General features: G+C 73.8%; 15 protein-coding genes and 2 riboswitches. Of the genes, 3 read left to right on the top strand and 12 right to left on the bottom strand.

What is annotated here, in order from left to right; genetic code table 11:
• Positions 1 to 76: 76 nt before the first annotated feature.
• Positions 77 to 187: riboswitch (ZMP/ZTP riboswitch) on the bottom strand.
• Positions 188 to 218: 31 nt separating this feature from the next.
• On the bottom strand, positions 219 to 737 hold the full coding sequence (locus HKK73_RS05690; protein ID WP_043652776.1) for a GNAT family N-acetyltransferase: 519 nt from the start codon (positions 735 to 737) through the stop codon (positions 219 to 221).
• 231 nt (positions 738 to 968) lie between these two features.
• Between HKK73_RS05690 and purU the strand changes: the two genes are divergently transcribed.
• Positions 969 to 1,766, top strand: a complete 798-nt coding sequence (gene purU / locus HKK73_RS05685) for a formyltetrahydrofolate deformylase (protein WP_241770101.1) — start codon at positions 969 to 971, stop codon at positions 1,764 to 1,766.
• A gap of 151 nt (positions 1,767 to 1,917) precedes the next feature.
• Here purU and HKK73_RS05680 read toward each other — a convergent pair whose 3' ends face one another.
• The 8 genes from HKK73_RS05680 to HKK73_RS05645 form a co-directional block, all read right to left on the bottom strand.
• Positions 1,918 to 3,030: a sugar-binding protein gene (locus tag HKK73_RS05680; protein WP_043652781.1), complete on the bottom strand. Its 1,113-nt coding sequence runs from the start codon at positions 3,028 to 3,030 to the stop codon at positions 1,918 to 1,920.
• 71 nt (positions 3,031 to 3,101) lie between these two features.
• The gene (gene mmsB / locus HKK73_RS05675) at positions 3,102 to 4,391 is read right to left on the bottom strand and encodes a multiple monosaccharide ABC transporter permease (RefSeq protein WP_051027756.1); all 1,290 of its coding nucleotides are present in this window, start codon (positions 4,389 to 4,391) and stop codon (positions 3,102 to 3,104) included.
• 54 nt (positions 4,392 to 4,445) lie between these two features.
• Complete coding sequence (gene mmsA / locus HKK73_RS05670; protein WP_043652783.1) at positions 4,446 to 6,002, bottom strand: multiple monosaccharide ABC transporter ATP-binding protein; 1,557 nt, start codon at positions 6,000 to 6,002, stop codon at positions 4,446 to 4,448.
• A gap of 348 nt (positions 6,003 to 6,350) precedes the next feature.
• On the bottom strand, positions 6,351 to 6,842 hold the full coding sequence (locus HKK73_RS05665) for a GNAT family N-acetyltransferase (protein WP_051027759.1): 492 nt from the start codon (positions 6,840 to 6,842) through the stop codon (positions 6,351 to 6,353).
• A gap of 142 nt (positions 6,843 to 6,984) precedes the next feature.
• The gene (gene pulA, locus HKK73_RS05660) at positions 6,985 to 13,176 is read right to left on the bottom strand and encodes a pullulanase-type alpha-1,6-glucosidase (RefSeq protein WP_171467605.1); all 6,192 of its coding nucleotides are present in this window, start codon (positions 13,174 to 13,176) and stop codon (positions 6,985 to 6,987) included.
• A gap of 278 nt (positions 13,177 to 13,454) precedes the next feature.
• Positions 13,455 to 17,111 (bottom strand): ABC transporter ATP-binding protein, encoded by a 3,657-nt coding sequence (locus HKK73_RS05655; RefSeq protein ID WP_171467604.1) that lies wholly within the window; start codon positions 17,109 to 17,111, stop codon positions 13,455 to 13,457.
• Between the two features lie 174 nt (positions 17,112 to 17,285).
• On the bottom strand, positions 17,286 to 18,272 hold the full coding sequence (locus HKK73_RS05650; RefSeq protein WP_171467603.1) for a malate dehydrogenase: 987 nt from the start codon (positions 18,270 to 18,272) through the stop codon (positions 17,286 to 17,288).
• Positions 18,273 to 18,421: 149 nt separating this feature from the next.
• Positions 18,422 to 19,639: an NADP-dependent isocitrate dehydrogenase gene (locus HKK73_RS05645; protein WP_021482263.1), complete on the bottom strand. Its 1,218-nt coding sequence runs from the start codon at positions 19,637 to 19,639 to the stop codon at positions 18,422 to 18,424.
• Between the two features lie 373 nt (positions 19,640 to 20,012).
• Here HKK73_RS05645 and HKK73_RS05640 point away from each other — a divergent pair, with 373 nt between their 5' ends.
• Positions 20,013 to 21,071 carry an MIP/aquaporin family protein gene (locus HKK73_RS05640; protein ID WP_253705804.1) on the top strand — a complete coding sequence of 353 codons (1,059 nt, stop codon included), beginning with the start codon at positions 20,013 to 20,015 and terminating at the stop codon, positions 21,069 to 21,071.
• Positions 21,072 to 21,213: 142 nt separating this feature from the next.
• Here the strand turns inward: HKK73_RS05640 and HKK73_RS05635 are convergent, their stop codons facing one another.
• On the bottom strand, positions 21,214 to 21,645 hold the full coding sequence (locus HKK73_RS05635) for a DUF3017 domain-containing protein (RefSeq protein WP_171467601.1): 432 nt from the start codon (positions 21,643 to 21,645) through the stop codon (positions 21,214 to 21,216).
• A gap of 54 nt (positions 21,646 to 21,699) precedes the next feature.
• Here HKK73_RS05635 and HKK73_RS05630 point away from each other — a divergent pair, with 54 nt between their 5' ends.
• Entirely contained in the window at positions 21,700 to 23,103 is a 1,404-nt protein-coding gene (locus tag HKK73_RS05630; RefSeq protein WP_171467600.1) for an FAD-dependent oxidoreductase, read from the top strand.
• Between the two features lie 81 nt (positions 23,104 to 23,184).
• Here HKK73_RS05630 and purH read toward each other — a convergent pair whose 3' ends face one another.
• Both purH and HKK73_RS05620 read right to left on the bottom strand, forming a co-directional pair.
• On the bottom strand, positions 23,185 to 24,879 hold the full coding sequence (purH, locus tag HKK73_RS05625) for a bifunctional phosphoribosylaminoimidazolecarboxamide formyltransferase/IMP cyclohydrolase (protein WP_171467599.1): 1,695 nt from the start codon (positions 24,877 to 24,879) through the stop codon (positions 23,185 to 23,187).
• A 60-nt stretch (positions 24,880 to 24,939) separates the two neighbouring features.
• Positions 24,940 to 25,028: riboswitch (ZMP/ZTP riboswitch) on the bottom strand.
• 4 nt (positions 25,029 to 25,032) lie between these two features.
• Entirely contained in the window at positions 25,033 to 26,415 is a 1,383-nt protein-coding gene (locus tag HKK73_RS05620) for an MFS transporter (protein WP_171467598.1), read from the bottom strand.
• Positions 26,416 to 26,464: the final 49 nt, after the last annotated feature.

The raw sequence follows: 26,464 nt of genomic DNA, 5'->3' as shown, positions 1-26,464 counted from the left end.
CTCCTCCGCGGGTGTCTGGCAGTTCGTCGTCGGTGGTCACGTTCCCGGCTCGCCGGGTACGCCCCACCACGGGGTGACCCGGGGCCCAGGCGAACGACCCGTCGTCTGCACAGCGTGCCGCTCCCCGGTGGTGATCCACCCTGCCCGGGCGGAGTTCCACCGGGCGGCGCCAGTCGCGACGCGTCGATCCTAGCGCACGGCCCGTGGGCGGTCCCGGGCTACTCCTGCCCGACGGCGCCCGACTCGTTGCGCGCCTCGGCCTCGCCGAGGATGCGGCGGAGGTAGGTGTAGGTGAGGTCGCCCGCCGCCTTGTCGTACTGCTCCTCGTAGCCGTGCTTGGTGTACATGGCGAGGTTCTGCTTCGAGTCCTTGCCCGTGAACACCCAGATCTCCGTCGTCTGCTCGGGCAGGTACGGCAGCACCTCGAAGAGCATCTGGGTCCCGATGCCGCGGCCCTGCATGTCCGGCGCGACGGCGAGGCGGCCGAGCGTCGCCTTGCTGTCCTCGATCTCCACCCGCACGGAGCCGACCAGGCGCGGGCCGAGCCACGCGCCGATCGTCACGACGTCCTCGCGCGCGAGGTCCTCGCGCAGCTCGTGCAGCGTCTGGGTCAGCGGCGGGATGTTCGGGTCCTGGTAGAGCTGCGCCTCGGTGACGAACGCCGCCCGGCGCAGGGTCAGGAGCTCACCGGCCTCGGCGTCGGTGACGAGGCGGGTCGTGATCTGCGCGTCGTTCATGAGGACATCGTGTCAGACATCGCGCGCCGCGACCGTGCACGTCCGGGTCGGTGTCCGCGGGCGGGACCCGTGCGTCCTCCCGCCCGGCGCGCGGCTACCCTCTGAGGGGTGTCCACGACAGATCCCCGCGGCGCCGACGTCACCGACGTCACGGCGACCCGCACCGCGCAGTCCCCCACCGGCGAACCCACGCACTGGGTCCTCACGCTCTCGTGCCCGGACGGGCCGGGGATCGTGCACGCCGTGGCCGGGGCGCTCGCGCGGCTGGGCGGCAACATCACCGAGTCGCAGCAGTTCGGCGACCCGCTCTCGGGGCTCTTCTTCATGCGCGTCCAGGTCGAGGCCGCGGCGGAGCGCGCCGAGCTCGAGCGGGCCGTCGAGCAGGTCGCGGCACGGTTCGCCATGACGTGGCGGCTCGACGTGGTCGGGCGGCGCGTGCGCACCCTGCTCATGGTCTCGAAGGCCCCGCACTGCCTCGTCGACCTCCTGTACCGCGAGCGCTCGCAGGGCATGCCGATCGAGGTCGTCGGCGTCGTCGGCAACCACCGCGACCTCGAGGACATCGCGTCGTTCTACGGCAAGCCCTTCCACCACGTGCCCGTCACGCGGGACACGAAGGCCGCCGCCGAGGCGCGCCTGCGCGAGCTCGTCGAGGAGCTCGACGTCGAGCTCGTCGTGCTCGCCCGGTACATGCAGATCCTCTCGGACGAGCTGTGCCGCGAGATGCCGGGACGCATCATCAACATCCACCACTCGTTCCTGCCGAGCTTCAAGGGCGCGCGCCCGTACGCCCAGGCGCACGACCGCGGCGTCAAGCTCATCGGCGCGACGTCCCACTACGTGACGGGCGACCTCGACGAGGGCCCGATCATCGAGCAGGACGTCGAGCGCGTCGACCACTCGCGCCGCGTCGAGGACCTCGTGGCGATCGGCGAGGACGTCGAGCGCCAGACGCTCGCGCGCGCCGTCCGCTGGCACGCGGAGCACCGCGTGCTCCTCGACGGGCACCGCACCGTCGTCTTCCGCTGAGCAGCCGCCGCGCGCGCCCGGCACCCCCGTCGCGCGCCCGCCGCTCTCTCGCGCACGACGGCGGCCCCCGCCACGTCTCGGACGTGACGGGGGCCGTCGTGCGGCGGCGTGCCGGTTCGCCGCCGCCTCCCGGTCGCTCAGCGCGAACGGGTCACTTGGTGAGCTCCTCCAGGGTGGGATCGCCCGCGTAGACCTCGGCGGCGTTCTCCTGCGTGACGATGACGGGCTCGAGCAGGAAGGCCGGGACGACCTTCACGCCGTTGTCGTACGACTCGGTGTCGTTGATCTCCGGCTCGTCGCCCGCCTGGAGCGCCGTGACCGCGTTGATCGACTCCTCGACGAGCTTGCGCGTGTCCTTGTAGATCGTCGAGTACTGCTCGCCCGCGACGATCGACTTCACGGACTCGACCTCGGAGTCCTGGCCGGTGATGACCGGGGTCTCCTTGCCGGCCTGCTTCGCCGAGGTGAGGGCGGCGCGCGCCAGGGTGTCGTTCGGCGACAGGACGCCGTCGATCTCCTTGTCGGAGTAGCTGCCCGAGAGCACCGTGTCCATGCGCTTCTGGGCGTTCTCGGCCTTCCAGCCCTGCGTCGCGACCTGCTCGAACGACGTCTGGCCCGACGGGATGACGAGCGTGCCGTCGTCGATCTTCGGCTGGAGGACGCTCATGGCGCCCTCGAAGAACGGCGTCGAGTTCGCGTCGTCGGGCGAGCCGGCGATGAGCTCGACGTTGTACGGCGCCTCGCCCTTGCGCTCCTCGAGGCCCTGGAGCAGGGCCTGGCCCTGGAGCTCGCCGACCTTGAAGTTGTCGAACGCGATGTACTCGTCCACGGCGTCCGTGTTCTTCACGAGACGGTCGTAGGCGATGACGGTCGCGCCGTTGTCCTTGGCGTTCTTGAGCTGGGTGCCGAGCTGCGACCCGTCGATCGCGCCGACGATGATCACCTTCGCGCCCTGCTCGACCATCGCGTCGATCTGGCTCTGCTGCTCGGAGACGCCGCCGTTGGCGAACTGGACGATCGGCTTGAAGCCGGCCTCCTCGAGACCGTCGTTGAACAGGCTCTCGGCGAGGACCCAGTTCTCCGACGTCTTCTGCGGCAGCGCGACACCGATCGTCGCGCCCTCCTCGAAGCCGGCCGCCGCGGACTCGCCGCCGCCGGACGTCTCGCCGCCACCGCTGTCGCCCCCGCGCTCGGAGGAGCAGCCGCTGAGCACGAGCGCGCTCGCGGCGGTGAGCGCCAGGAGCGTCGTGGTGAGCTTCTTCATGGGTACCACTTTCTGTCGGGCATCCGTCGTCGGATGCGGTCCGGGGGTCGTGCGGGAAGGTTCGGGAGGGCTCAGCCCTTGGCGGCCGTGGCGCCGGCCTCGACCGGGACCTCGGGCTGCGGGTCGTCGGCGCCGGTGACGGCACCGGTGCCCTTGTCGCGTCGCGAGGGGAAGATCAGCCCGATGATCGACGGGCGGCCCTGCACCTTGTTGTAGACGTCGAACGCGACCGCGATGAGGAGCACGAGGCCCTTGATGATCTGGGTGCGGTCCGAGCCGATGCCCATGAGCTGCAGGCCGTTGTTGAGCACGGCCATGACGAGCCCGCCGATGACGGAGCCGACGACCGTGCCGACGCCGCCCGAGACGGCGGCGCCGCCGATGAAGACGGCCGCGATCGCGTCGAGCTCCCACATGTTGCCGTCGAAGGGGCCGGACGCGGTCGAGCGGCCGATGAAGATCATGCCCGCGAGCGCCGCGAGGACCGACATGTTCATCATGACGAAGAAGTTCGTGCGCTTGATGTCGACGCCGGACAGCGCCGCGGCGGCCCGGTTGCCGCCGACCGCGTACACGTGGCGGCCGCCGACGGTCCGCTGCGCGACGAACTGGTAGACGATGACGAGCAGGATGAGGATGACCGCGGGCACGGGGATCGAGGTCCCGACGCGGCCCGAGCCGTAGAGGTACGTGAGGTAGGCGATGACGGCGCTGAAGAGGACGACGCGCGTCACGGCGACCGACGTCGGGACCGGGTCGGCGCCGAGCTTGCGGGCGCTGGCCCGGCGGCGGAGCTCCGACCACACGACCGCCGCGATCGCGAGGACGCCGAGCAGGAGCGTCGAGTTGTTGAGACCGGTGCCCGGTCCCCACTCGGGCAGGTAGCCGCCGCCGATCCACTGGATCTCGGTCGGGACGGGGACGGTGTTGGACTTGCCGATGTACTGGTTGAGGCCGCGGAAGATCATCATCCCGGCGAGGGTCGTGATGAAGCCCGGGATGCCGACGTACGCGACCCAGAAGCCCTGCCACGCGCCGATGACCGCGCCGACGCACAGCCCCAGGAGGATGCCGAGCCACCACGGGATCCCCCAGTCCCGGATCGCGAGGGCGACGATGATGCCGGTCACCGCCGCGACCGACCCGACGGACAGGTCGATGTGGCCCGCGATGATCACGAGCACCATGCCGATCGCGAGGATGAGGATGTAGGAGTTGCCGTTGAGCAGGTTCTGCGCGTTGCTCGGGGTGAGGACGCGCCCCCCGGTCGCGATCTGGAAGAAGATGATCAGGGCGAGGAGCGCGAAGAGCATGCCGAACTGGCGCGCTCCGCCGCTCAGCAGCTGCTTGATGGACGACATCGTCGGTGGTTCCTTCTCGGTCGAGACGGGGTGGCTGGGGGTGGGGCGGCCGGGTCAGGCCGCGTCGGCGGGCGCGTCGCTCTGCGTCCCGGTCATGAGCCGCATGAGCCCCTCCTGGGTCGCGTCGGCCCGGGAGACCTCACCGGTGATGCGCCCCTCGAAGACGGTGTAGATGCGGTCGCACAGCCCGAGCAGCTCGGGCAGCTCCGACGAGATGACGACCACGCCGCGGCCCGCGTCCGCGAGCTTCTGGACGAGCCCGTAGATCTCGTACTTGGCGCCGACGTCGATCCCGCGCGTCGGCTCGTCGAGGATGAGGAGCTCCGGCTCGGTGTACATCCACTTGGCGAGCAGCACCTTCTGCTGGTTGCCGCCGGAGAGCTTCGCGACGCCCTCGTGCACGCTCGGCGCCTTGATGGAGAACGCCTTGCGGTAGCCCTCCGCCGCGACGAACGCCGCGTCGCGGTCGATGACGCCGGCCTTCGCGATGCGCGGCAGGTTCGCCGACTGGATCGTGCCCAGGATCGTGTCGAGCAGGTTGAGGCCGAGGGACTTGCGGTCCTCGGGGACGTACGCGATGCGGTTCTCGATCGCCGAGAGCACCGTGGGCATGGAGACCTCGCGCCCGTCGATGCGGACGACGCCCGAGAGGTAGCGCCCGTAGGTGCGCCCGAAGATCGAGCGCGCGAGCTCGGTGCGCCCCGCGCCCATGATCCCGGCGAAGCCGACGATCTCACCGCGTCGCACGTGGAAGGTCGACCCCTTGCACACGAGGCGGCCGGGCACCTCGGGGTGCTCGACGGTCCACCCCTCGACCTCGAAGAAGGTCTCGCCGATCGACGGGGTGTGGTCGGGGAAGCGCGACTCGAGCGACCGGCCAACCATGCCGCGGATGATGCGGTCCTCGTCGACGGCGTCGTGCTTCACGTCGAGCGTCTCGATCGAGCGGCCGTCGCGGATGATCGTGATCGAGTCCGCGATGGCCTCGATCTCGTTGAGCTTGTGGGAGATGATGATGCTCGTCATGCCGCGGGAGCGCAGGCCGCGCAGCAGGTCGAGCAGGTGCTCCGAGTCCTCCTCGTTGAGCGCGGACGTCGGCTCGTCGAGGATGAGTAGGCGCACGTCCTTCGCCAGCGCGCGGGCGATCTCCACGAGCTGCTGCTTGCCGACACCGATGTTCTTGATCTGGGCGTCGGGCGACTCCTGGAGCCCGACGCGGGCCATGAGCTCCTCCGCCCGGCGCCGCGCCACGCCCCAGTCGATGCCGAACGACCCCTTGACCTCGTTGCCGAGGAAGATGTTCTCGGTGATCGAGAGCTCCGGGATGAGCGCGAGCTCCTGGTGGATGATGACGATGCCCGCCTGCTCGCTCGAGCGGATGTCCTTGAACCGGACCTCGGCACCCTCGTAGTAGATGTCGCCCGTGTACGTGCCGTGCGGGTACACGCCCGAGAGCACCTTCATGAGCGTCGACTTGCCGGCGCCGTTCTCCCCGCAGATCGCGTGGATCTCCCCTGCGCGGACGCGCAGGTTGACGTCGTCGAGGGCGCGCACGCCCGGGAACTCCTTGGTGATGCCCCGCATCTCGAGGATCACGCGCTCGTCCGTCATCGGACCTCCTCCTGCCGAGGACAGCGCGCGGGGCACCTGTGCCCCGCGGACCCGGACACCCTCAGCGCCGTCCGAGCGGGCCCGACGCTATGCCCGTCGCGATCTTGGCGTCAACTCCTGAACGCAAGGCCGGGGCGAACTGTGATCGAATAGCGACCTTGGTCCTATGACAGCGCAGACATATGCCCCGGATGTGAGCGCGAACACCTGCGGTCTGGCCCCAGCGATCAGGACGTGAATGCTTGAGAGCGCTTTCAGGCGAGAGCGCACAGCGCTGCCGACAGGCGTGGTGCACCGAGGCGGCCGCGGCGGTGCCGGCCGTCCGGGCCTCGCGAGGTGGGAGCGGGCCTAGCGAGGTGGGAGCGGGCGCTTGAAGCCCTCGTGCGACTGCTCGTAACCGAGCGACCGGTAGAACCGGTGGGCGTCCGTGCGTCGCTTGTCGGACGTCAGCTGGGCGAGCGCGCAGCCACGCGCGACACCCCACGCGTGCGCCCAGGCCATCATGGCGCGGCCGACGCCCTGCCCTCGCAGCCGCCGGTCGACCCGGACGGCCTCGACCAGCAGCCGCGACGCACCGCCGCGCGAGATCCCCGGGACGACCGTGACCTGCATGGTGCCCACGACCTCGCCGCCGCGCTCCACGACCACCAGGGCGTTGTTCGGGTCCGCGTCGATCGCGGCGAACGCCGCCTCGTGCTCGGGGCCGACCTCGCCGGTGCGGGCGCGCGCGATCGCGTCGTCGGCGATGAGCTCGACCACCCGGGGCAGGTCGGCGGCGACGGCCGGACGGAAGACGAGACCCGCCGTCGGGCGGACGGCGGGCGAGGGCGAGGTGGTCACGGCTCGCGACGCTAGCACCAGCCCCCCGGGAGACAACGACGCCGACCGGGGTGCGCCGAGGTAGACCCCGGGTAGGCCGAGGGAGAGCCCTGGTGATGACCAGGGCTCTCCCTCGGCGGGTCGTCCTACCTCGGCGGTCGGCTCAGGAGCAGGTGGCCCCCTCGTGCTCGACGGTGAAGGTCGAGGTGACCTCCTCGCCGTCGACCACCGCGGTGGCGGTCACCGTGGCCTCGCCGGCCGCGACCGCCTTCTGGCGCGTCGCGAACGACTGGTAGGCGTTCTTGCCGGGCGCGACGTCCGCGACCGCCTTCTGCCCGAACGGCGTGGCGAGCCGGACGTCGACCGGCACGGCGCCGTCGTTCGTCGCCCGGACCGCGACGTACGCCTTGCCCGCGAGGCAGCGTGTCCGCACGTCGACGGACACGGGCAGCTCCGCCCCGGCCTGCGGCTCCACGAGGACGGCGACGGACCGGCCGGGGACGGTCACCGTGCCGGTGTCCGCGTCCCACGCGGTGCCGCGCACGACGTCGTCGCTCCCCTCCTGCTGCACGGGCGAGAGCACGTACTCGCGGCCCGCGAGCGCGGACAGCGGGACGGTGACCTCGTCCGGGGAGGCGTTGAAGACGGCGAGCAGACCGTCGAGCGCGGGGTCGACGTCGGTGCCGACGGTGTCGTCCACCGCCATCGCCACGACGCCCGGAACCTGGTCCGGCCCGGCACCCGGGAAGGTGACCTTCTCCTGGATGAGCTCCGGGTCGCCGAGCCGGAACAGCTCGGTCGAGTGCCGCAGCCGCAGGAGGTCCTGCGCCTGCGCCGACGCGGTGGCGATGTCGTCGGGCGACGGCTTGAGCGCCGGGTCCGCGAGGAGCGGGGCCATGAGCGGCCACTTGTCCTCGTTGTCGGCCGCCATCGGCAGGCCCTTGCCGAACCCGTTGTCCTGACCGGTCCAGTCGATCGCGTTGAACCAGTCGCCCGAGTCGTAGCTGTTGCGGTCGAGCGACTTCGACCGCAGCAGGTCCGTGCCCGCGTGCCAGAACGACGGCGTCTGGGAGAGCGCCGCGGTCGCGAGCGAGACCGTGTTCATGCGCACGCGCTCGTCCATCGGCGTGTCGGCCGGGAGCTTGAGCGCGAGCAGGTCGAACAGCGTCTCGTTGTCGTGCGCGTCGACGTAGGTCACGACCTCCTCGGGCGAGTCGGCGTAGCCGGCCGGCGCCCCGCGGTAGTCGATCTCGTCGCCGCGCTTCTCCTCGCCCGTCGACGTGACGAGCGTGTAGTCGCGCAGGTTGCCCGCGAGGCCGAGACGCACGAGGTCGGTCTGGTGACCGAGGTCGGCGAGCTCGTCCGCGGACCCGTCGTTCACGGTCCCCGGCTCCCCCGCCCGGGCGGGCTGCCCGTTCGGGTCGGTCGCGAGGCCCGTGCCGAAGCCCTGCGTGAACGTCGTGGCGCCGTCGACGGGCGAGCCGCCGTGCACGGCGTCGCGCAGCCGGTCGGAGAAGGTGCCGATGCCCGTGCCGCCGAGCTGGCCCTGCGTGGCCTGCTCGAACAGCGCGTTGCCCGCGACCTCGCCGAAGTCCCAGCCCTCGCCGTACAGGTAGACGGACTTCCCGTCGACGCCGTCCTCGGCGAGCGTGAGCTCGTCGAGCGCGGCCCGGACGTCGAGCATGTTCTGCTTCGAGTGGTGGCCCATGAGGTCGAAGCGGAACCCGTCGACGCGGTAGTCCTTCGCCCACGTGACGACCGAGTCGACCATGAGCTTGCCCGCCATCGCGTGCTCGGTCGCGACGTTCTGGCAGCACGTGCTCGTCTCGACGGAGCCGGTGGTCGGGTTCTGCCGGTGGTAGTAGCCCGGCACGACCTTGTCGAGGACGGACTTCGCGTCCTGCCCGCTCGCGGCGGTGTGGTTGAACACCTGGTCGAGCACGACCTGCAGCCCGGCACCGTGGAGCGAGCCGACCATGGTGCGGAACTCGGCCACGCGCGCGCCGCCGTCCGCGTCGACCGCGTACGACCCCTCGGGTGTGCTGAAGTGCCACGGGTCGTAACCCCAGTTGAAACCGTCCTGCGCCTGTACCGCCGCGACCGCGGCCTGCTGCTCGGGCGAGTCGGGCGCGAACCCGGAGAGGTCGCCGGTCGTGGCCTGGGCCGCGCGGTCCTCGGGGATCGACGCGATGTCGAACGTCGGGAGCAGGTGCACCGTGGTGACGCCCGCGTCCGCGAGCTCGCGCAGGTGCGTCATGCCGGCCGAGTCCTTCTCCGCGAACGCGAGGTACGTGCCGCGCCGCTCCGCCGGGACCGTCTCGTCGGAGATCGAGAAGTCCCGGACGTGGAGCTCGTAGATCGTCTGGTCGACCGACCGCTCGACGACCGGGGCGGGCGTGCCCTCCCAGGCGCTCGGGCGGAACGCGGGGTCGTCGAGGTCGACGGCGACCGAGTGCGTGGAGTCGAGCGTGAGACCCACCGAGTAGGGGTCGGTGACGACGTTCGTCTCGACCTTGCCCGTGCTCGGGACGTAGACCTGCACCTCGTAGAGGTAGCGCGCGCCCTTCCAGCCGACGGCCGCGCCGCCGAGCTTCTTGTCGGCAGCCTTCCCGTCGAGGGTCCACGTGCCGTCGGCCTGGCGGGCGGCCTCGAACCGGCGCGGGTCGTCGTCGAGCGACGCCCCCGCGGGCCACGCGAGCACCGAGACGGCCTTCGCCGTCGGCGCCCACAGCGCGAACGACGCCCACTTGCCGTTGGCGTGCCACGAGACGCCGAGCTCGCGCTCGGCGGCGTCCTCGGCGAACAGGTCGTCGACGACGCCCGGCACCTGGACCCCGGTCGCGGCCGTGAGCACGCCGTCGTCGGCCCGGGTGACGAGGAGCTGGCCCGTGAGCGCTGCCTCGACCTCCGCGCGGTCGAGCGGCTCGCCGTCGTCGAGCACGCGCAGCGCGGTGTGCCCGGCGAGCGCCGGGAACTCGGCGGCGACGTCGTCGGGCAGGCCCGACGGGTCGACCTGGAGCGTGTACGACGCCGTGCCCTCCGGGGCCTGCACCTCGCCGTCGGCGCCGCCCGGGGTGACCGAGAGCCCGCCCTCGGGGGCGGACCACAGGGTCCACTCGTCGCCCGTGCCGAGGTCGCCCGGCCAGGCGACGACGCCCTCGCGCACCCAGTGCGCGGCCTGCTGGCCGGTGCCGGGGAGCGGCGGGTTCGCGACGTCGATCGTCAGGACGTGGGACGCGAGGTCGTAGGAGAACGTGACCAGCTCGCCGTCGCCGACGGAGAACTGGTAGTTCGCCCCGTCGCGCGCGCCGCCGACGCCGTAGTTCTCGGCCCAGCTCAGGCCGTGCGCGACCTTGCCCTCGTACGCGCCGGCCGCGAGGCGGTCGGTCGACCAGGTGTAGACGCCGTCGCCGTCCGGGTCCTTGAGCCAGGACGCCAGGCAGTCGGGCGCCCACGAGCCGGGGCAGCCGACCTGGTCCTGGAACGAGCCCGCGAGCGTGACGATGGGTCCCTGCGCGGTGCTCGAGAAGTCCTTGCTCACCGGGTCCCAGTAGAACGTCACCGGGCCGCCGGCCGTCGTGTACGTCGCGTTGGTGCCGTCCTGCACACCGCCGACGCCGTAGTTTACGGTCCACGACCCGTTGATCGCGACCTTGTACTCGTACGTCCCGGCGGGGACGTCGAACGTGCCCGCGTAGACGCCGTCCGCGCGCTTCGTGAGCTTCGCGGCCTCGCAGCCCGGGGCCCAGTCGCCCGCGCAGCCCATGGCCGCGTTGTGGCTGCCGGGCACGGTGACGAGGTCGATCTCGGGCTCGGGCTCCTCGCCCACGACCCCGCTGACGTCGACCCCGACGCTCGCGAACGTGGACGCGGCGGCGCGGTCGCCGTCGGCGTCGGTCGTCACGGCGCGGTACTCGACGAGCGTGCCGTCGGCGAGGCCCGCGACGTCGTGGAAGACGCGCGGCGCCGTGTCCTCCGCGGTGCCGAGCGGGTGCCACTCGGCGCTCCCGACCTCGCGCCACGCGAACGACGTCTCGGCCCACGCGTCCGCGTCGACCGTGGCCGTCACGGGCGCGACGCCCGTGACCGCTCCCCCGGCCTGCGGCACGGTGAGGGCGATGTCGCCCGACGAGTCCGCGCCGACCTCGCGGTCGGCCCGGAGCACGACCGTGCCCGTCGCCGGGACGGTCAGCGTGACGACGCCGTCCGCGTCGGCGGTGACGGGGGCGGCCTGCTCGCCGTAGAGCACCTCGTACGAGGCGCCGGGCGTGAGGGTCGTGAACGTCGCCGTCCGCTCCTGCGCCGCGTTGTTCAGCGCGACCAGGTGCTCGACCTTCTCCGTGCGGTCGACGCGGCTGAACGCGTACACGCCCGCGCCGTTCTCGACGTAGCGCTCCACCTGGGCGCCGTCGGCCAGCGCCGGGTGCGCCTCGCGCAGCGCGGCGAGCTCGGCGATGTGCGCGTACAGCGGCGCGTCGGTGCCGAAGCGGTCGACGCTGCCCGCCTGCTCGCCGGTGACGAGCGGCTGGTCGGCGTACTCGTCGACCTGGGTCGCGAACAGGGTCTGGCGCGCGTCCTTGTCGCCGCCCTTCCCCGCGAAGCCCTGCTCGTCGCCGTAGTACACGACCGGCTGCCCGCGGGTCAGGTACATGAGGTCGTGCGCGAGCTCGTCGCGCGCGAGCGGGTCGTCGGTGCTCGCGAGCATGTACCCGACGCGGCCCATGTCGTGGTTGCCGAGGAACGTCGGCAGCGCCTGCGCGTTCGTCGTGGGCGTCGTGTACATGTCGTCGCTCGCGAAGAGCGACGCCAGGCCCTTGGCGCTGTTCCCGCTCGCGAAGCTCGTCGCGGCGGACTGGAACGTGAAGTCCAGCGTCGAGCTCATGTCCGTCTTGCGCACGTAGGGCGAGAGCTTCGCCGCGTCGGCGTCGTACACCTCGCCGAACATGAAGAAGTCGTCCTTGCCCTGCGCGTGCGCGTAGTCGAGGACCTCGGTGGTCCACGTCTCCCAGAACTCGAAGTTCACGTGCTTGACGGTGTCGATGCGGAAGCCGTCGATGCCGAGGTCGATCCAGTCCTGGTAGACGTCGACGAACCCGTCGACGACCGTCGGGTGCTCGGTCATGAGGTCGTCGAGGCCGTCGAAGTCCCCGTACGTCACGGACTCCCCGGTCCACGTCGAGTTGCCGCGGTTGTGGTAGAGCGTCGGGTCGTTGAGCCAGGCCGGGACCTTGAGGTCCTCCTTGCCCGCCGGGACGACCGGCGTGTACGGGAACGACGTCGCGGCGTCCAGCGCCGGGAAGTCGCCGGTGCCCGCGTGGTCCGCCGGGTCGAACACGGTGCCCTCGGCGTCGCGGTACGGCGACGTGGCCTGGTCGACGTACGAGTACTGCTTCTCCTCGTAGTCGATCACGTCGGCCGTGTGGTTCGTGATGATGTCGAAGTAGACCTTGATCCCGCGGTCGTGCGCCTCGTCGATGAGCGCCTCGAGCTCGGCGTTGGTGCCGAGGTGCGGGTCGATCTGCGTGAAGTCGGTGATCCAGTAGCCGTGGTAGCCCGCCGACGCGTCGGCGCCCGTGCCCTGGACCGGCTGGTTCTTGAACGACGGCGTGAGCCAGATCGCCGTCGTGCCGAGGCCCTCGACGTAGTCGAGGTTCTGCCGCAGGCCCGCGATGTCGCCGCCCTGGTAGAAGCCCTTGTTCGTCGGGTCGAACCCGGAGACGAGCGGGTCGTCGCCGAGCCCCGCCGTGTCGTTCGACGGGTCGCCGTTCGCGAACCGGTCGGTCATGACGAAGTAGAAGCGCTCGTCCGACCCGGGCTGGCGCACGGGGGGCACCACGAGGTCGGCGTCCTGCGCCTCGTCGTAGCCGCCCGCGAGCCCGAGCGGCGTGAGCGCGATGCGGTGGGTCGACTCGTCGAACGTGACGCGCACGGTCGCGTCGCCGCCGAGCACGAGGGGCGCGTTGTCCTGGCTGCCCTCGCGCCCGTACGCCTCGTCCCACGCGTCGTCGTAGGCGACCTTGTACTCGTAGGTGCCCGCGGGCACCTCGAAGTCGGCGGACCAGACGCCGGCGGCGTCGGTGGGCGCGAGCTCGGTCGCCGCGCACGCGGGGTCCCAGTCGGCGGGGCAGCCGAGCTCGGACTGGAGGTCGCCCACGAGGGCGAGCGTGCGCTCGTCGGCCCCCGCGGCGGGGGCGGCGAACGCGGCGAGCGTGACGCCCGCCAGGCCGGAGGTGGCGAGCGCGACGGCGGTGACCGACGCCGTCGTGCGGGCCCCGCGCGCGCGGCGGGGCGTGGTGTCGGATGGGTGGGGCGACGGTGTGCGCGGGACGCGGCGACGTCGCGGCGTGGAGGTCATGAGGACTCCCTCGTCCGGTGGCTGGTGCGGGACCGCAGGCGTGAGCAGGCAGGTGCCGGCAAGGACGCGGACGACGGGACCAGCAGCGGGCGACGTCGACCGCGGCTTTCTCAGCGTACGGCTGAGCCGAACTGTACTGGTTGCAGAAAGTTGCAGCAAGGTTCGGCAAAGGGCGGGCGCGCGTCGTGCCGCGCCGCTGCCCGGACACGACGAACCCGGGGTCGCCCCGCTCAGGAGGTCCTGACGGGGGCGGCCCCGGGTCCGGGAGGTCGCGGTGGTCAGCCCGCGAGATGGCCCCAGCGCGGGGCGAGCTCGGACCACCGCCCGACGGCGGCGACCCGGCCCTCGTCGAGCACGACCACGCGGTCGGCCCGGGCGAGCGCGGCGCGCTTGGACGTCGCGCCGACGACCGTGGTCCCCCGCTCGCGCAGCGACTCCCACAGCTCGATCTCCGTCGCCGCGTCGAGCGCGCTGGAGACGTCGTCGGCGAGCAGGAGCTCGGCGTCGGTCGCGAGCGCCCGAGCCAGGGCGAGCCGCTGGACCTGGCCGCCCGAGAGCCGGACGCCGCGGTGCCCGACGAGGGCCTCGTGCCCGCCCGCCTCGACGACGTCCCGCTCGAGCCGCGCGGCCGCGACGGGCCCGTGGACGTCGCGCTCGTGGCCGAGCCGCACGTTGTCCGCGAACGTCCCCGACAGCACGCGCGGCACCTGCGCGACGTGCGCGACCTGGCCCGGCCGCAGGAACGTCTGGGCGTCGACGACGTCCGTGCCGTTCCAGCGGATGCGGCCCGTGTGCTCCATGAGGCCCGCGAGCGCCGAGAGCAGGCTCGACTTGCCCGCGCCGACCTGCCCGAGCAGCAGGACGAGCTCGCCGCGGCCGACGGACAGGTCGACGTCCTGGACACCGATCGTGCCGTCGTCGTGCAGCGCCGTCACGCCGTCCAGGTCGATCCGCTCGAGCGGCCGCCGGGGGCCCGGGTCGGGCGTGGGGGCGGCGCCGGTGAGGAGGTCGACGCCGGGCGGCAGGTCCATGAGGTCCGTCCCGGCGGCGAACCGGCTCGTCGCGCGCTGCCACGAGCGCGTGCCGGGCGCCTCGGTCACGACGGCGCCCGCGACGACCCCGAACCAGCCGAAGCCGGTCACGGCGTTGGCGACGAGGAGCGCCGTCGCGAGGTCCCACGTCCCGGTGAGCAGCCCGGCCCACGCCGCGACGACGCCGAGCTGGATCATCACGAGCGGGACGCCGTCGAGCGCGGCCTGCACGCGGTGCTCGAAGACCGCGGCGCGCACGCGCCCGGCGTCCACCTCGCGCAGGTGCGCGTGCACCTGCGGCGTGCGGGCGGCGAGCTTCACCGTCCGCGCGGAGTCGAGCGCCGAGACGAGCGCGCGGCCGAACCGGGCGCGCGCGGCCGACGACCGCGTCGCCGACCGCCCGGCGATCGGCCGCCCGAGCGCCGACGCCGCCGCCGACACGACCATGACGGCGAGGAGCACCGCGCCGGCGAGCCACGACCGGCTGAGCAGCGCGGTGACGCCCGCGATGACGAGGCCGTTGACGAAGTCGACCCAGCGGTCGGCATACCGGACGAACCGGTCGGCGTCCATGGCACGGGCGACGACCTCGCCGGGCGGCGTGGCCGTGAGCCGGTGCTGACGCGTCTGGCCCGCCATGACCGCCATGCGCACGCGCAGCAGCACCTCGACCCACCAGCGCGGGTAGACGTACAGCGCCCACGCGAGGCACAGGGGCGCGACCACGAGCAGCACGGCGAGCGGCACGAGCTGCCGCGCCGGGAAGCCGGAGTCGAGGTCCTGGACCGCCTGGCCCCAGAGGAAGCCGGTGACGGCGCCCTGGGCCGAGACGAGGCTCGTGACGAGGAACAGGACCGCGCCCACCACGCCCCACGCCGGGCGGACGAACAGGGCGTGCGCGACGCCGCGCGCGAGGCTCGGCCCGTCGCCCGGGTCGTCGAGGACCGGCGGCTCGCCGCGCCGTCGGCGTCCGCCGACCGCGTCGGAGGCGCGGGCCGCGGGCGTCTCGCCCTCGGCGCCCGCGTCGTCCTGCGCGACCGCGTGGTCCTGCACGGCCGCGGCCGCCGCGGGCGCGGCCGCGGGCGCCGGGGCGCCGGGGGCGAGGTCGTCGACGTCGTCGCCGCGCGGGCCGCCGTCCTGCGCGACGCTCGCGACGAGCAGGTCGCGGTAGGGACCGGGGGCGTGGGCGAGCGCGGCGCGCTCGCCCTGCTGCACGACCCGGCCGTGGGCGAGGACGGCCAGCAGACCGGCCCGCTCGATCGTCGTGAGCCGGTGCGCCACGAGCACGCCCGTGCGCCCCGCGAGCAGCCGCTCCGACGCGGCGACGACGCGCGCCTCCGTGAGCGGGTCCATGCGCGCCGTCGCCTCGTCGAGCACGACGACCTGCACGTCGCGCACCAGCAGGCGCGCGAACGCGACGAGCTGCTCCTCCCCCGCCGAGAGCGACGTCCCGCCGGGACCGAGCAGGGTGTCCAGGCCGTCGGGCAGGCCCGCGACCCAGTCGTCGAGCCGCAGCTCGCGCACGGCCGCCTCGACGTCGGACCGCGGGACGTCCGCGAACAGCGCGACGTTCTCCGCGAGCGTGCCCGCGAGGATCTCGGTGCGCTGCGTGACGACGCCCACCGCCGCGCGCAGCGCCTGGAGGTCGAGGTCGCGCACGTCCACGCCGCCGACGAGCACGGCGCCGCGCGGCGGCTCGACCGCGCGCGAGAGCAGCGACGCGAGGGTCGACTTGCCCGAGCCGGTGCGCCCGACGAGCGCGACCGTCTCCCCCGCGGGCACGTGCAGGTCCACCCCGTCGAGCGCGAACGTGCCCTCGGCGTAGGAGAAGTGCAGGTCGCGCACCTCGATCCCGACCGGCCCGGCGGGCAGCGTGCGCCCGCCCGTCGGCTCGGGCTCGACGGCGAGCATCTGCCGGATGCGCGTGAGCGCGCCCAGCCCTTCCTGGATGTCCGGGAGGTGGTGGACCAGGTTGTCGACCTGCCCGACGAAGAGCGCGGTCACGAGGAACAGGGTGACGAGCCGGTCGACGCCCAGGTCGCCGTCCGCGGCGAGCGCGGCGCCCGCCACGGCCACGCCCGCGAGCAGCGAGGCGAGCACGAGACCGGCGCGGCGGAGCATGCGCGCCTCGACGACGAGCACGGCCTCGAACTTGCGGTGCACCTGGGCGGACCGCTCGGCGAGGCGCCGGATCGCGAACGACTGCCCGAGGCTCGTGCGCAGGTCGTCCCGCGCGGCGACGGACTCCTCGAACGCCGCGGCGTGGTCCGTCCACGCCATCTCCTCGATGACCTTGCGGCGCGCGATCTCGCCCAGCATCGGGCGCACGATGAACCACGCGACCGCCCCCAGCACCGGGAAGAGGACCCACGCCGGCCACCAGGTGAGGCCGGCGACGACCCACATGGGCAGCACGCCGACGACGGTGCGGCCCGCGCCCCAGAGCTGACGGCGCACGAGCGTGCCGACGGCGTGCGTGTCGTCGTCGACGCGGTCGAGCACCTCGCCGACCGCCTGCTCCGTGAGCGTGGCGAGCGGCTGGTGCAGCGCCGCGGTGAGGAGGTCGCCGCGCAGGCGGCCCTCGGCGCGGTCGACCACGCCCGCCCACACGACCTGGCCGACGGTGTCGAGCAGCGCCGCGCCGACGACGCACGCGGCGAGGAGCTGGAGCGTCGCCGTCGTCGGGTCCTCGGCGAGCCACCCGGCGATGACGGTGCCCAGCGCGGCGCCGACCGCCCCCACGGTGAGCGCGAGCAGCGCGACGACGGCCTGCGGCCCGCGCAGGCGGCGCCAGTCCAGGCGCCGGGCCGGGTCGGGCGACCGCGGGGCGGCGGCCGACGGCGCGGCGTGCGGGTCGGACGGGGGGTTCGTGGGCTGCTCGGTCGGCAGGGAGGCGTCGATCATGGCCCCACGACCCTACGGCGACCCACCCCCGCCGACGCAGGGATTTTCGCCGCCCGCAGCCCCTGCCCGGCCCGGTCGGCGCGGGGCCGAGCCGGGCCGGCTCGCGTCGGCTCGGGTCGGCCCCGGACGCAGCGCGGCCCGGGTCCCGAAGGACCCGGGCCGCGGCGGTACGGCTCAGACCAGGCCGAGCTCCTCGACGGCCTGACGCTCCTCCTGGAGCTCCGCGACCGACGCGTCGACGCGCCCGCGCGAGAACTCCGAGAGCTCCAGACCCGGGACGATCTCCCACGACCCGCCGCGCGAGACCACCGGGAACGACGAGATGAGGCCGGTCGGGACGCCGTACGACCCGTCCGACACGACGCCCGCGCTCGTCCAGTCGCCCTCGGGCGTGCCGAGGACCCAGTCGTGCACGTGGTCGATCGCGGCGTTCGCCGCCGACGCCGCCGACGACGCGCCGCGCGCGTCGATGATCGCCGCGCCGCGCTTCGCGACCGTCGGGATGAACGTGCTCTCCAGCCACTCGCGGTCCTCGGCGAGCCGCGCGCCCGGCGTGCCCGCGACGTCCGCGTGGAAGAGGTCGGGGTACTGCGTGGCCGAGTGGTTGCCCCAGATGGTCACCTTGCGCACCTCGGACACCGGGACGCCCGCACGCTTCGCGACCTGCGTGAGCGCGCGGTTGTGGTCCAGGCGCGTCATCGCGGTGAACCGGTCCTTCGGGACGTCGGGCGCGTTCGACGCCGCGATGAGCGCGTTCGTGTTCGCGGGGTTGCCGACGACGAGGACGCGGACGTCGTCCGCCGCACCCGCGTTGATCGCCTGGCCCTGCGGCTTGAAGATGCCGCCGTTCGCCTCGAGCAGGTCGCCGCGCTCCATGCCCGGGCCGCGCGGGCGGGCGCCCACGAGGAGCGCGACGTTCGTGCCCTCGAACGCGGGCGTCGGGTCGTCGAAGATGTCGATGCCGGCGAGCAGCGGGAACGCGCAGTCGTCCAGCTCCATGGCCGTGCCCTCGGCGGCCTTCACGCCCTGCGGGATCTCGAGGAGGCGCAGGCGCACGGGGGTGTCGGGGCCGAGCATCTGGCCCGACGCGATGCGGAACAGCAGCGCGTAACCGATCTGACCGGCCGCGCCGGTCACCGTCACGTTCACGGGGGAAGTCATGCGCTCACTCTCCCACAACGCGACCCGCCCGGACGCGCGGGGCGGCGCGCCCGCCGGTGCCGACTCCCGCCTCTGCGGCCCCCGGGCACGACGACGGCGGCGCCCCCTGCGCAGGGGACGCCGCCGTCGGGCGTGCGGTGCGGGCCGGGTCAGCCCAGGCGCGCCTTGAGGTTCTCGTCGAGCGCGGCGAGGAACTCCTCCGTGGTCAGCCACTCCTGGTCCGGGCCGATGAGGAGCGCGAGGTCCTTCGTCATCTTGCCGGACTCGACCGTCTTGATGACGACGTCCTCGAGCGTCTGCGCGAACTCGGTGACCTCGGGCGTGCCGTCGAGCTTGCCGCGGTGCATGAGGCCACGCGTCCAGGCGAAGATCGACGCGATCGGGTTCGTCGACGTCGGCTTGCCCTGCTGGTGCTGGCGGTAGTGGCGCGTCACCGTGCCGTGCGCGGCCTCGGCCTCGACGGTCTGGCCGTCCGGGGTCATGAGGACCGACGTCATGAGGCCGAGCGAGCCGAAGCCCTGCGCGACGGTGTCGGACTGGACGTCGCCGTCGTAGTTCTTGCAGGCCCAGACGTAGCCGCCCTCCCACTTCATGGCCGAGGCGACCATGTCGTCGATGAGGCGGTGCTCGTAGGTGAGGCCCTTGGCGGCGAACGCCTCGGCGAACTCGGCGTCGAACACCTCCTGGAAGATGTCCTTGAAGGCGCCGTCGTAGGCCTTGAGGATCGTGTTCTTCGTCGAGAGGTACACGGGGTACTCGCGCTGGAGGCCGTACGCGAACGAGGCGCGCGCGAAGTCGCGGATCGACTCGTTGAAGTTGTACATGCCCATCGCGACGCCGCCCTCCTCGGGCATGGTCACGACCTCGAACTTCTGCGCCTCGGAGCCGTCGGCCGGCTCGAACGTCATCGTGATCTTGCCCGGGCCGGGGACCTTGAAGTTCGTCGACTTGTACTGGTCGCCGTGGGCGTGACGGCCGATGATGATCGGCTTGTTCCAGCCCGGCACGAGGCGCGGGATGTTGGAGATGATGATCGGCTCGCGGAAGACGACGCCACCGAGGATGTTGCGGATCGTGCCGTTCGGCGAGACCCACATCTTCTTCAGGCCGAACTCCTCGACGCGCGCCTCGTCGGGCGTGATCGTCGCGCACTTGACGCCGACGTTGTACTGCTTGATCGCGTGCGCGGCGTCGATCGTGACCTGGTCGTCGGTCGCGTCGCGGTTCTGGATCGACAGGTCGTAGTACTTGAGGTCCACGTCGAGGTACGGGTGGATGAGGCGGTCCTTGATGAACTGCCAGATGATGCGCGTCATCTCGTCGCCGTCGAGCTCGACGACCGGGTTGACGACCTTGATCTTGCCCATGCGCAGATCGCTCCAACTGTCGGGGACTGGAGCCCCCGGGTGTCGGACGGCGACCGTGCGGCCCGTGGGCCCGGTCCGTCGCACACGAGGGCGTTGCTGACCGCGGTCCAGGGTACTCGACTTCTCGACGTCAAGATACTTTGGCGACGCCCGGGGGACCGTTCGGATCGTGAGACCCGGTGTCCGTTCTCAGGTGCGGCACCACAGATTTCCACGCATCTCCCGGGTGGTGGTGGCAAGATGCCCCCAGATGCCGGAATGGCCGGGCACTCGGTCAGGCATCGTGCCGTCGTCCCGACGGCCCGCCGGTGCCGCACCGTGGCACACCGGGCCGGGACTGCCCGAAGTTCCCACCGAACCAGACAGGATCATCATGTCCCAGGACACCACCGCTCCCGGCGCACCGGAGGGCTACGTCGACGACGCGCGCCCCGCGCAGACCGAGGCCGTCGCTGTCGTCCAGCCCAGCCTCCTCGCGCGCCTCGGCGCCGAGGTCTTCGGCACGTTCTTCCTCGTCCTCGCGATCATCGGTGTGGCGCTGTACACCTTCGTCAGCCAGCAGAACGCCCTCGCGGTCGCTCTCGCGGGCGGCCTCGCGCTGCTCGCCGGCGCCGCCGCCGTCGGCAACGTCTCCGGCGGCCACTTCAACCCGGCGGTGACGCTCGGCGCCGCCATCGGCGGTCGCACCGCGTGGCGCGACGTGCTGCCCTACTGGGTCGCGCAGCTCGTCGGCGCGCTCCTCGCGGGCCTCGTCCTGCTCGCCACCGTCCCGAGCTCGCTGCCCGCGCTCGTCGGGCAGGAGGACCGCGGCGGCCTGTTCGTCTCGACCGCGAACGGCTACGGCGACTTCTCGTCCCTCTCCACGGCGTCGCAGGGCGGCACCGAGTTCGGGCTGCTCGCCGCGCTGCTCATCGAGACCATCGCGACCGCGGTGTTCGTCGGCGTGATCCTCGGCGTGACCGACAAGCGCGCGACCGTGCAGTACGCGCCGGTCGTCATCGGCCTCACCCTCACCGCCCTGATCCTCGTCGCGGTGCCCGTCACGAACGCGTCGCTCAACCCGGCCCGCTCCATGGCGTCGGCCGTCTTCGCGGGCGACGGGGACCTGTGGAAGCAGCAGTGGGTCTTCTGGGTCGCGCCGCTCCTCGGCGCCGCGATCGCGGGCCTCTTCTACCGGGCGTTCGCGTTCGCCCCGAAGCAGGACGACCTGCTCGGCGAGGACCACGTCGTCACGCTGACCGAGGCCGAGGTCGCCGGTGGCGCCGCCGCCGGTGCGGGCGCGGCCGTCGTCGGCGCCGGTGCGGGCACCGTCGTCGAGGAGGCGGTCGTCGTCACGGACGAGAACGGTGACGTGGTCGCGGTCGAGGAGATCGTCGAGACGGACGACCCCGACGCCCCGGCCCCCGGTGAGGGCACGGCCCCGCGGGCCTGACCCTTTCTCGCACGCCCGACGGGCCCGGACCGCGCACGCGGTCCGGGCCCGTCGTCGTTCGGGGCGCACCTCGTGCGGGTCGCTCGGCGTGCGGGGCGCTCGTCGCGCGGATCGCACGTCGGCCGCGCTCCGCGCGGGGACGTCAGAGCTCGCCCTGGTCCAGGCTCAGCGCGAGGAACGCCATGACCGCGGCGGGGGCGAGGAAGAAGAAGACGTCGAGCCCGCGCGACCGGACGGTGATGCCGACCGGACCGGGGCCCGGGATCGCCGCGCGGCACACGCCCGCGACGGCGAGCAGCCCGGAGAGCGCGAAGCAGCCCGCCCGCGCACCGGCGAGGACGGCCACGACCGTGGCGACGGCGACACCCGCGAGGACCAGCCACATCGCGGGCTGGCGGGACGGCGCGAGGCTCGCGGGCGGCTCGGGCACCGGGGGCGGGGTCGCGTCGTCGGGCGCCGGGGCACCCGCGGGAGCCGTCCCGTCGCCGGTCTCGTCGTCCACGTGGTGCCACACCGGCACGAGCGTCGCGCGTGGCCGGTGCCGCGTCCCCCCGTCCGCGGTGACGTCGCTCACGCTGCTGCACCTTCCACGCCCGGAAGCCTACCGTCGTGCCCTAGCGTGACGTGCATGCCGTCCGTCGTGCCGCCGGTCCCGTCCGCTCCCCCCGCCACCTCGACCGACCCCGCGACCGGCCCTGCGGCCGACGCCGCGACCGGCCCGGCGACCACGCGCCACGACAGCGGGCCGCCGTCGTCCGTGGTCGTCGTCGGCGCCGGGCTCGCGGGCGCCCAGACCCTCGCCGCGCTCCGCCGCCGCGGCTACACCGGGCGCGTCACGCTGCTCGGCACGGAGGGCGTGCCGCCGTACGACCGCCCGCCCCTGTCGAAGGAGCTCCTCAGCCGGCCCTCCCCCGCGTGGCTCGCCGACGACCTCGGGGTGGACGTCGACGCGCTCGCCGACGACGTCCGCCTCGCCGACCCGGCCGTGCGCCTCGAGCGGGTCGGGACCGCCGACGCTCCCGGCTGGTCCGTCGAGACGCGGTCGGGCGACCGCCTCGTCGCCCACGCCGTCGTGCTCGCGGTCGGCTCCGTGCCTGTGCGGCCGCGCGGCTGGGAGCACGCGCGCGTGCTCCACACCGCGGCCGACGCCGACGCCCTGCGCGCGGCGCTCCGGCCGGGCCTGCGCCTCGTCCTCGTCGGGGCCGGGTGGATCGGCGCGGAGCTCGCCGGGGTCGCGGCGGGCGCCGGTGCGCACGTCACCGTCGTCGAGGCCGCGGGCGTGCCGCTGCACCGCCAGCTCGGCCCGGACGTCGGGGCGCACCTCGCGCCCTGGTACGCGGCCGCGGGCGCCGAGCTCGTCACCGGCGCCACCGTCGCGGAGGTCCGGCCCGACGGCGTCCGGCTCGCCGACGGCCGCGAGCTGCCAGCCGACGTCGTGCTCGCCGCCGTGGGCGCCCGGCCCGCCACCGACTGGCTCGACGGCGTCGTGCCCCGCGACGCGCGCGGCGGCGTCCCCGTGGACGCGGACGGCGCCGTGCCGGGGCTGCCCGGGCTCTGGGCGGTCGGCGACTGCGCGAACCGCGACCACCCCGTGCTCGGTCCCGTCCCGGGCGGGCACTGGTCGGCAGCGCTCCACGACCCCGACGCGACCGTCGCGGCGCTGCTCGGCGACGACGGCGAGCGGGCCGCGCACGCGCCGTACGTGTTCTCCCAGCAGCTCGGGCACGACCTCGCGCTGTTCGGGGTGCCCGCCGAGGGCGACGAGGTCGTGCTGCGCGGCGACCCGGCGGGCGGCGCGACCGGCCACGAGGGCTGGGCCGCGTTCTACCTCGCGCCCGCGGCGCGCTCCGGACCCGGCGCCCCCGCCGCCGACCCGGCCGCCCGGGTCACCGACGTCCGGGCCGTGCTCCTGGTCGACTCGCCGCGCGACGTCGGCCCCGTGCGCAAGGCGATGAACCGGACGGGCAGCCTGCGCGTCGACCTCGACGTCGCGCTCGACCCGGCCCGGCGCCTGCGCGACGCCCTCGCCTGAGGTCCTCGCCTCACCCCTCGCCGCGACCCCGAGCGCGACGGCCCGCCGGTCCGAGGACCGGCGGGCCGTCTCGCAGCCGGGTCAGTGCGCGAAGTGACGCGTTCCCGTGAAGTACATCGTCACGCCCGCGGCCCGGGCGGCCTCGATCACCTCGGCGTCGCGGATCGACCCACCCGGCGCGACGACGGCGCGCACGCCCGCGTCGAGCAGGATCTGCAGGCCGTCCGCGAACGGGAAGAACGCGTCGGACGCCGCGACGGCGCCGCGGGCCCGCTCCTCGCCGTCCGCGAGCGTGTTGGCGCGCTCGACCGCGAGGCGGCACGAGTCGACGCGGTTGACCTGCCCCATCCCGACCCCGACGGCGGCCCCGTCGCGCGCGAGGAGGATCGCGTTCGACTTCGCCGCGCGGATCGCGCGCCACGCGAACGCGAGGTCGGCGAGCGTCGCGCCGTCGGCGGCCTCGCCCGTGACGAGCGTCCAGTGCTCGGGCGCGTCGCCGCCGGTGACGTTCCCCTCGGCGTCGGTCACGACGGCGTCGACCCGGTCGGTGCTCTGCACGAGCAGCCCGCCGCTGACCGGGCGGGTCTCGACGGTCGTCGTCGGCGGGGCGTCGACGACGAGGAGGCGCAGGTTCTTCTTCGCCCGGAGCACCTCGAGCGCGTCCGGCTCGAACCCGGGCGCCACGACCACCTCGGTGAAGACGGGCGCGATCTGCTCGGCGGCCGCCTTCGTCACGACGCGGTTCGCGGCGATGACGCCGCCGTAGGCCGACACGGGGTCGGTCGCGTGGGCGCGGGCGTGCGCCTCGGCGACGTCCGTCCCGACCGCGATGCCGCACGGGTTGGCGTGCTTGATGATCGCGACGGCCGGCTCGGCGTGGTCGTGCGCGGCACGCCACGCGGCGTCGGCGTCGACGTAGTTGTTGTAGCTCATCGCCTTGCCGTGGAGCTGCGTCGCCTGGGCGAGCCCCGTCGCACCGTGGCCGACCGTGTAGAGCGCGGCGCGCTGGTGCGGGTTCTCCCCGTACCGCAGCACGTCGGCGCGGTCCCACGTGGCGCCGATCCACGCCGGGAAGCCCGTGCTCACCGTCTCGCCCTCGGCGCCGCCCTCGACCGGGACGGCGTCCGTCGGTGCGACGACGTTGCCCATCCAGGACGCGACGGCGACGTCGTAGGTCGCGGTGTGCACGAACGCCGCGGCGGCGAGCGCCTTGCGCTGCGCGTAGGTGAAGCCGCCCGCCTGCACGGCCGCGACGACGTCGTCGTACCGGGCCGGGTCCACGACGACCGCGACGCTCGGGTGGTTCTTCGCCGCCGCGCGGACCATCGACGGGCCGCCGATGTCGATCTGCTCGACGACCTCGTCCGGCCCCGCGCCCGACGCCACGGTCGCGGCGAACGGGTAGAGGTTGACGACGACGAGCTCGAACGGCGCGATGCCGAGCTCGTCGAGCTGCGCGAGGTGGTCGGCCTTGCGCGAGTCCGCGAGGATGCCGGCGTGCACGCGCGGGTGGAGCGTCTTGACGCGGCCCTCGAGGCACTCGGGGAACCCGGTGAGGTCCTCGACCTTCGTCACCGGGACGCCCGCGGCCGCGACGGTCGACGCCGTCGAGCCGGTGGAGACGAGCTCGACGCCCGCGGCGTGCAGCGCCGTGGCGAGCTCGACGAGGCCCGTCTTGTCGTAGACGCTCAGGAGCGCGCGGCGCACGGGGCGCCGCGAGTCGTCGGTGAGCTGGACGTCGGGGGCGGAGGGCACGTGCGGGGCCGGGTGGGACATGACGAGGGGCTCCTCTGGGTCGCGGTCGCCGCGCCGACGGAGCCGACGCGAGTGGCAGAACCCAGGCGCCCAGGCGGTCGACGCTCCAGCAGGTAGATCCGGCCGCTCCCCGGTGGTCGTTCCCACCCTCGCCAGTCGCGGCCGTCGTCCAGTCTAGCGGCCCGACGGCGGCGTCCCCGGCTCTACCGGGACCGCACCCGGCACGACCCCCGACGCCGCGAGGGCGGCCGCGTCGTCGGCCCACGTGTCCGGGGTGCCGACCCGCCAGAGCGACCGGACCGTGCTGAGGACCGCGACCGTGACGACGAGCAGCCCCGCGAGCACCGCGAGCGCGGTCCCGAGCCCGAACCGCTCGAGGAGCCCGCTGCCGACGAGCGGGACGAGCGGGCCCGCCGCGAGGCCGGTGAGCCCGAGCACGGACGCGAGCCGGCCCTGGAGCGGCGGCGGGGTGACGGCCGCGGCGTACCCCGACAGGCCCGCGTTCACGGCCGGGACGAGCAGGAGGGCGAACGGCAGCACCGCCAGGTAGGCCGCGTACGACTCCAGCACGGCCATGACGACGGACCCCGCGGCGAGCACGCCGAGGGCCGCGACGACGAGCGCCCCCGCGCGGACCCGCGCGACGAGCCGGGGCGCGAGCACCGCGCCGACGAGCACGCCCACGCCGACCGCGAGGTCGACCAGGCCGATGAGGAGCGGCGCGGTGCCCGTGCGCACCAGCTCGAGGTTGATGCCGACCATGAGGCTGCCGAACGCGACGTTGATGACGACGAACAGGCCGAGCAGCGCGCGGAACAGCGGCACGGACCACACGAAGCGCAGGCCCTCGCGCAGCGCCGCGAGGGGCCGGGTCGCGCGCGCCGCCTCGACGTCGCCGTTGAGCGGCTCACGCACGAGCCACGTGCACACCGCGGTCGCCGCGTGCCCGATCGCGGCCCCCGCGAGCGGCACGGCGTGCGCGACGGCGTAGAGCGCCCCGCCGAGCGGGCCCGCGAGCAGGCTCGCCACCGCGTCCCGGCCCTGAGCGGCCGCGAGCGCCGTCGGGAGCTGCGGCACCGGCACGACCGAGCGGAACGCGCCGCTCGTCGCCGGGTCGACGAGCGCGCCGACGACCGAGGCTCCGAACAGGACGGCGGCGAGGTGCCACGCGGAGAGCGACCCGGTGCCGGCGGCCACCGCGACGGTCGTCCAGAGCAGCGCCCCGACGGTCGCCGCGGCCACGACGAGGCGCCGGCGGTCCACGCGATCGGCGACGACGCCCGCGGGCAGCGTCGCCAGGAGCGCCCCGACCTGCCCGACGGCGGCCACCACCCCCGCCTGCACGACGGACCCGGTGAGCCCGTACGCCACGAGCGGCACCGCGAAGAGCGCCACCCCGGCACCGAGCGACTCGGCGGTCAGGCCGGTCATGAGCAGCAGGTACGAGCGGTTGCGCAGGAGCGACGGCGGCGCGTCCGGCGCGAGGCCGACCGTGGCACCGGGGTCGGACGACGGAGCGGTGCGGGGTCCCGGGGGCGCGGGGGGCGGGTTCGACATGGCTGAGAACTTACGTGCGCAACGACAGTTGCGCAATAGTCATTGCGCA

The sequence above is a fragment of the Cellulosimicrobium sp. 72-3 genome, assembly GCF_013127315.1.
Taxonomy (GTDB): domain Bacteria; phylum Actinomycetota; class Actinomycetes; order Actinomycetales; family Cellulomonadaceae; genus Cellulosimicrobium; species Cellulosimicrobium funkei.
This window is presented reverse-complemented; position numbering and strand designations above follow the sequence as displayed.

Bases quoted from the DNA above. Each gene is read 5' to 3' on its own strand.
- HKK73_RS05690 (WP_043652776.1), bottom strand. From the start codon at position 737: ATGAACGACGCGCAGATCACGACCCGCCTCGTCACCGACGCCGAGGCC.
- HKK73_RS05680 (WP_043652781.1), bottom strand. From the start codon at position 3,030: ATGAAGAAGCTCACCACGACGCTCCTGGCGCTCACCGCCGCGAGCGCG.
- mmsB (WP_051027756.1), bottom strand. From the start codon at position 4,391: ATGTCGTCCATCAAGCAGCTGCTGAGCGGCGGAGCGCGCCAGTTCGGC.
- mmsA (WP_043652783.1), bottom strand. From the start codon at position 6,002: ATGACGGACGAGCGCGTGATCCTCGAGATGCGGGGCATCACCAAGGAG.
- pulA (WP_171467605.1), bottom strand. From the start codon at position 13,176: ATGACCTCCACGCCGCGACGTCGCCGCGTCCCGCGCACACCGTCGCCC.
- HKK73_RS05655 (WP_171467604.1), bottom strand. From the start codon at position 17,111: ATGATCGACGCCTCCCTGCCGACCGAGCAGCCCACGAACCCCCCGTCC.
- HKK73_RS05650 (WP_171467603.1), bottom strand. From the start codon at position 18,272: ATGACTTCCCCCGTGAACGTGACGGTGACCGGCGCGGCCGGTCAGATC.
- HKK73_RS05645 (WP_021482263.1), bottom strand. From the start codon at position 19,639: ATGGGCAAGATCAAGGTCGTCAACCCGGTCGTCGAGCTCGACGGCGAC.
- HKK73_RS05640 (WP_253705804.1), top strand. From the start codon at position 20,013: ATGTCCCAGGACACCACCGCTCCCGGCGCACCGGAGGGCTACGTCGAC.
- HKK73_RS05630 (WP_171467600.1), top strand. From the start codon at position 21,700: ATGCCGTCCGTCGTGCCGCCGGTCCCGTCCGCTCCCCCCGCCACCTCG.
- purH (WP_171467599.1), bottom strand. From the start codon at position 24,879: ATGTCCCACCCGGCCCCGCACGTGCCCTCCGCCCCCGACGTCCAGCTC.
- HKK73_RS05620 (WP_171467598.1), bottom strand. From the start codon at position 26,415: ATGTCGAACCCGCCCCCCGCGCCCCCGGGACCCCGCACCGCTCCGTCG.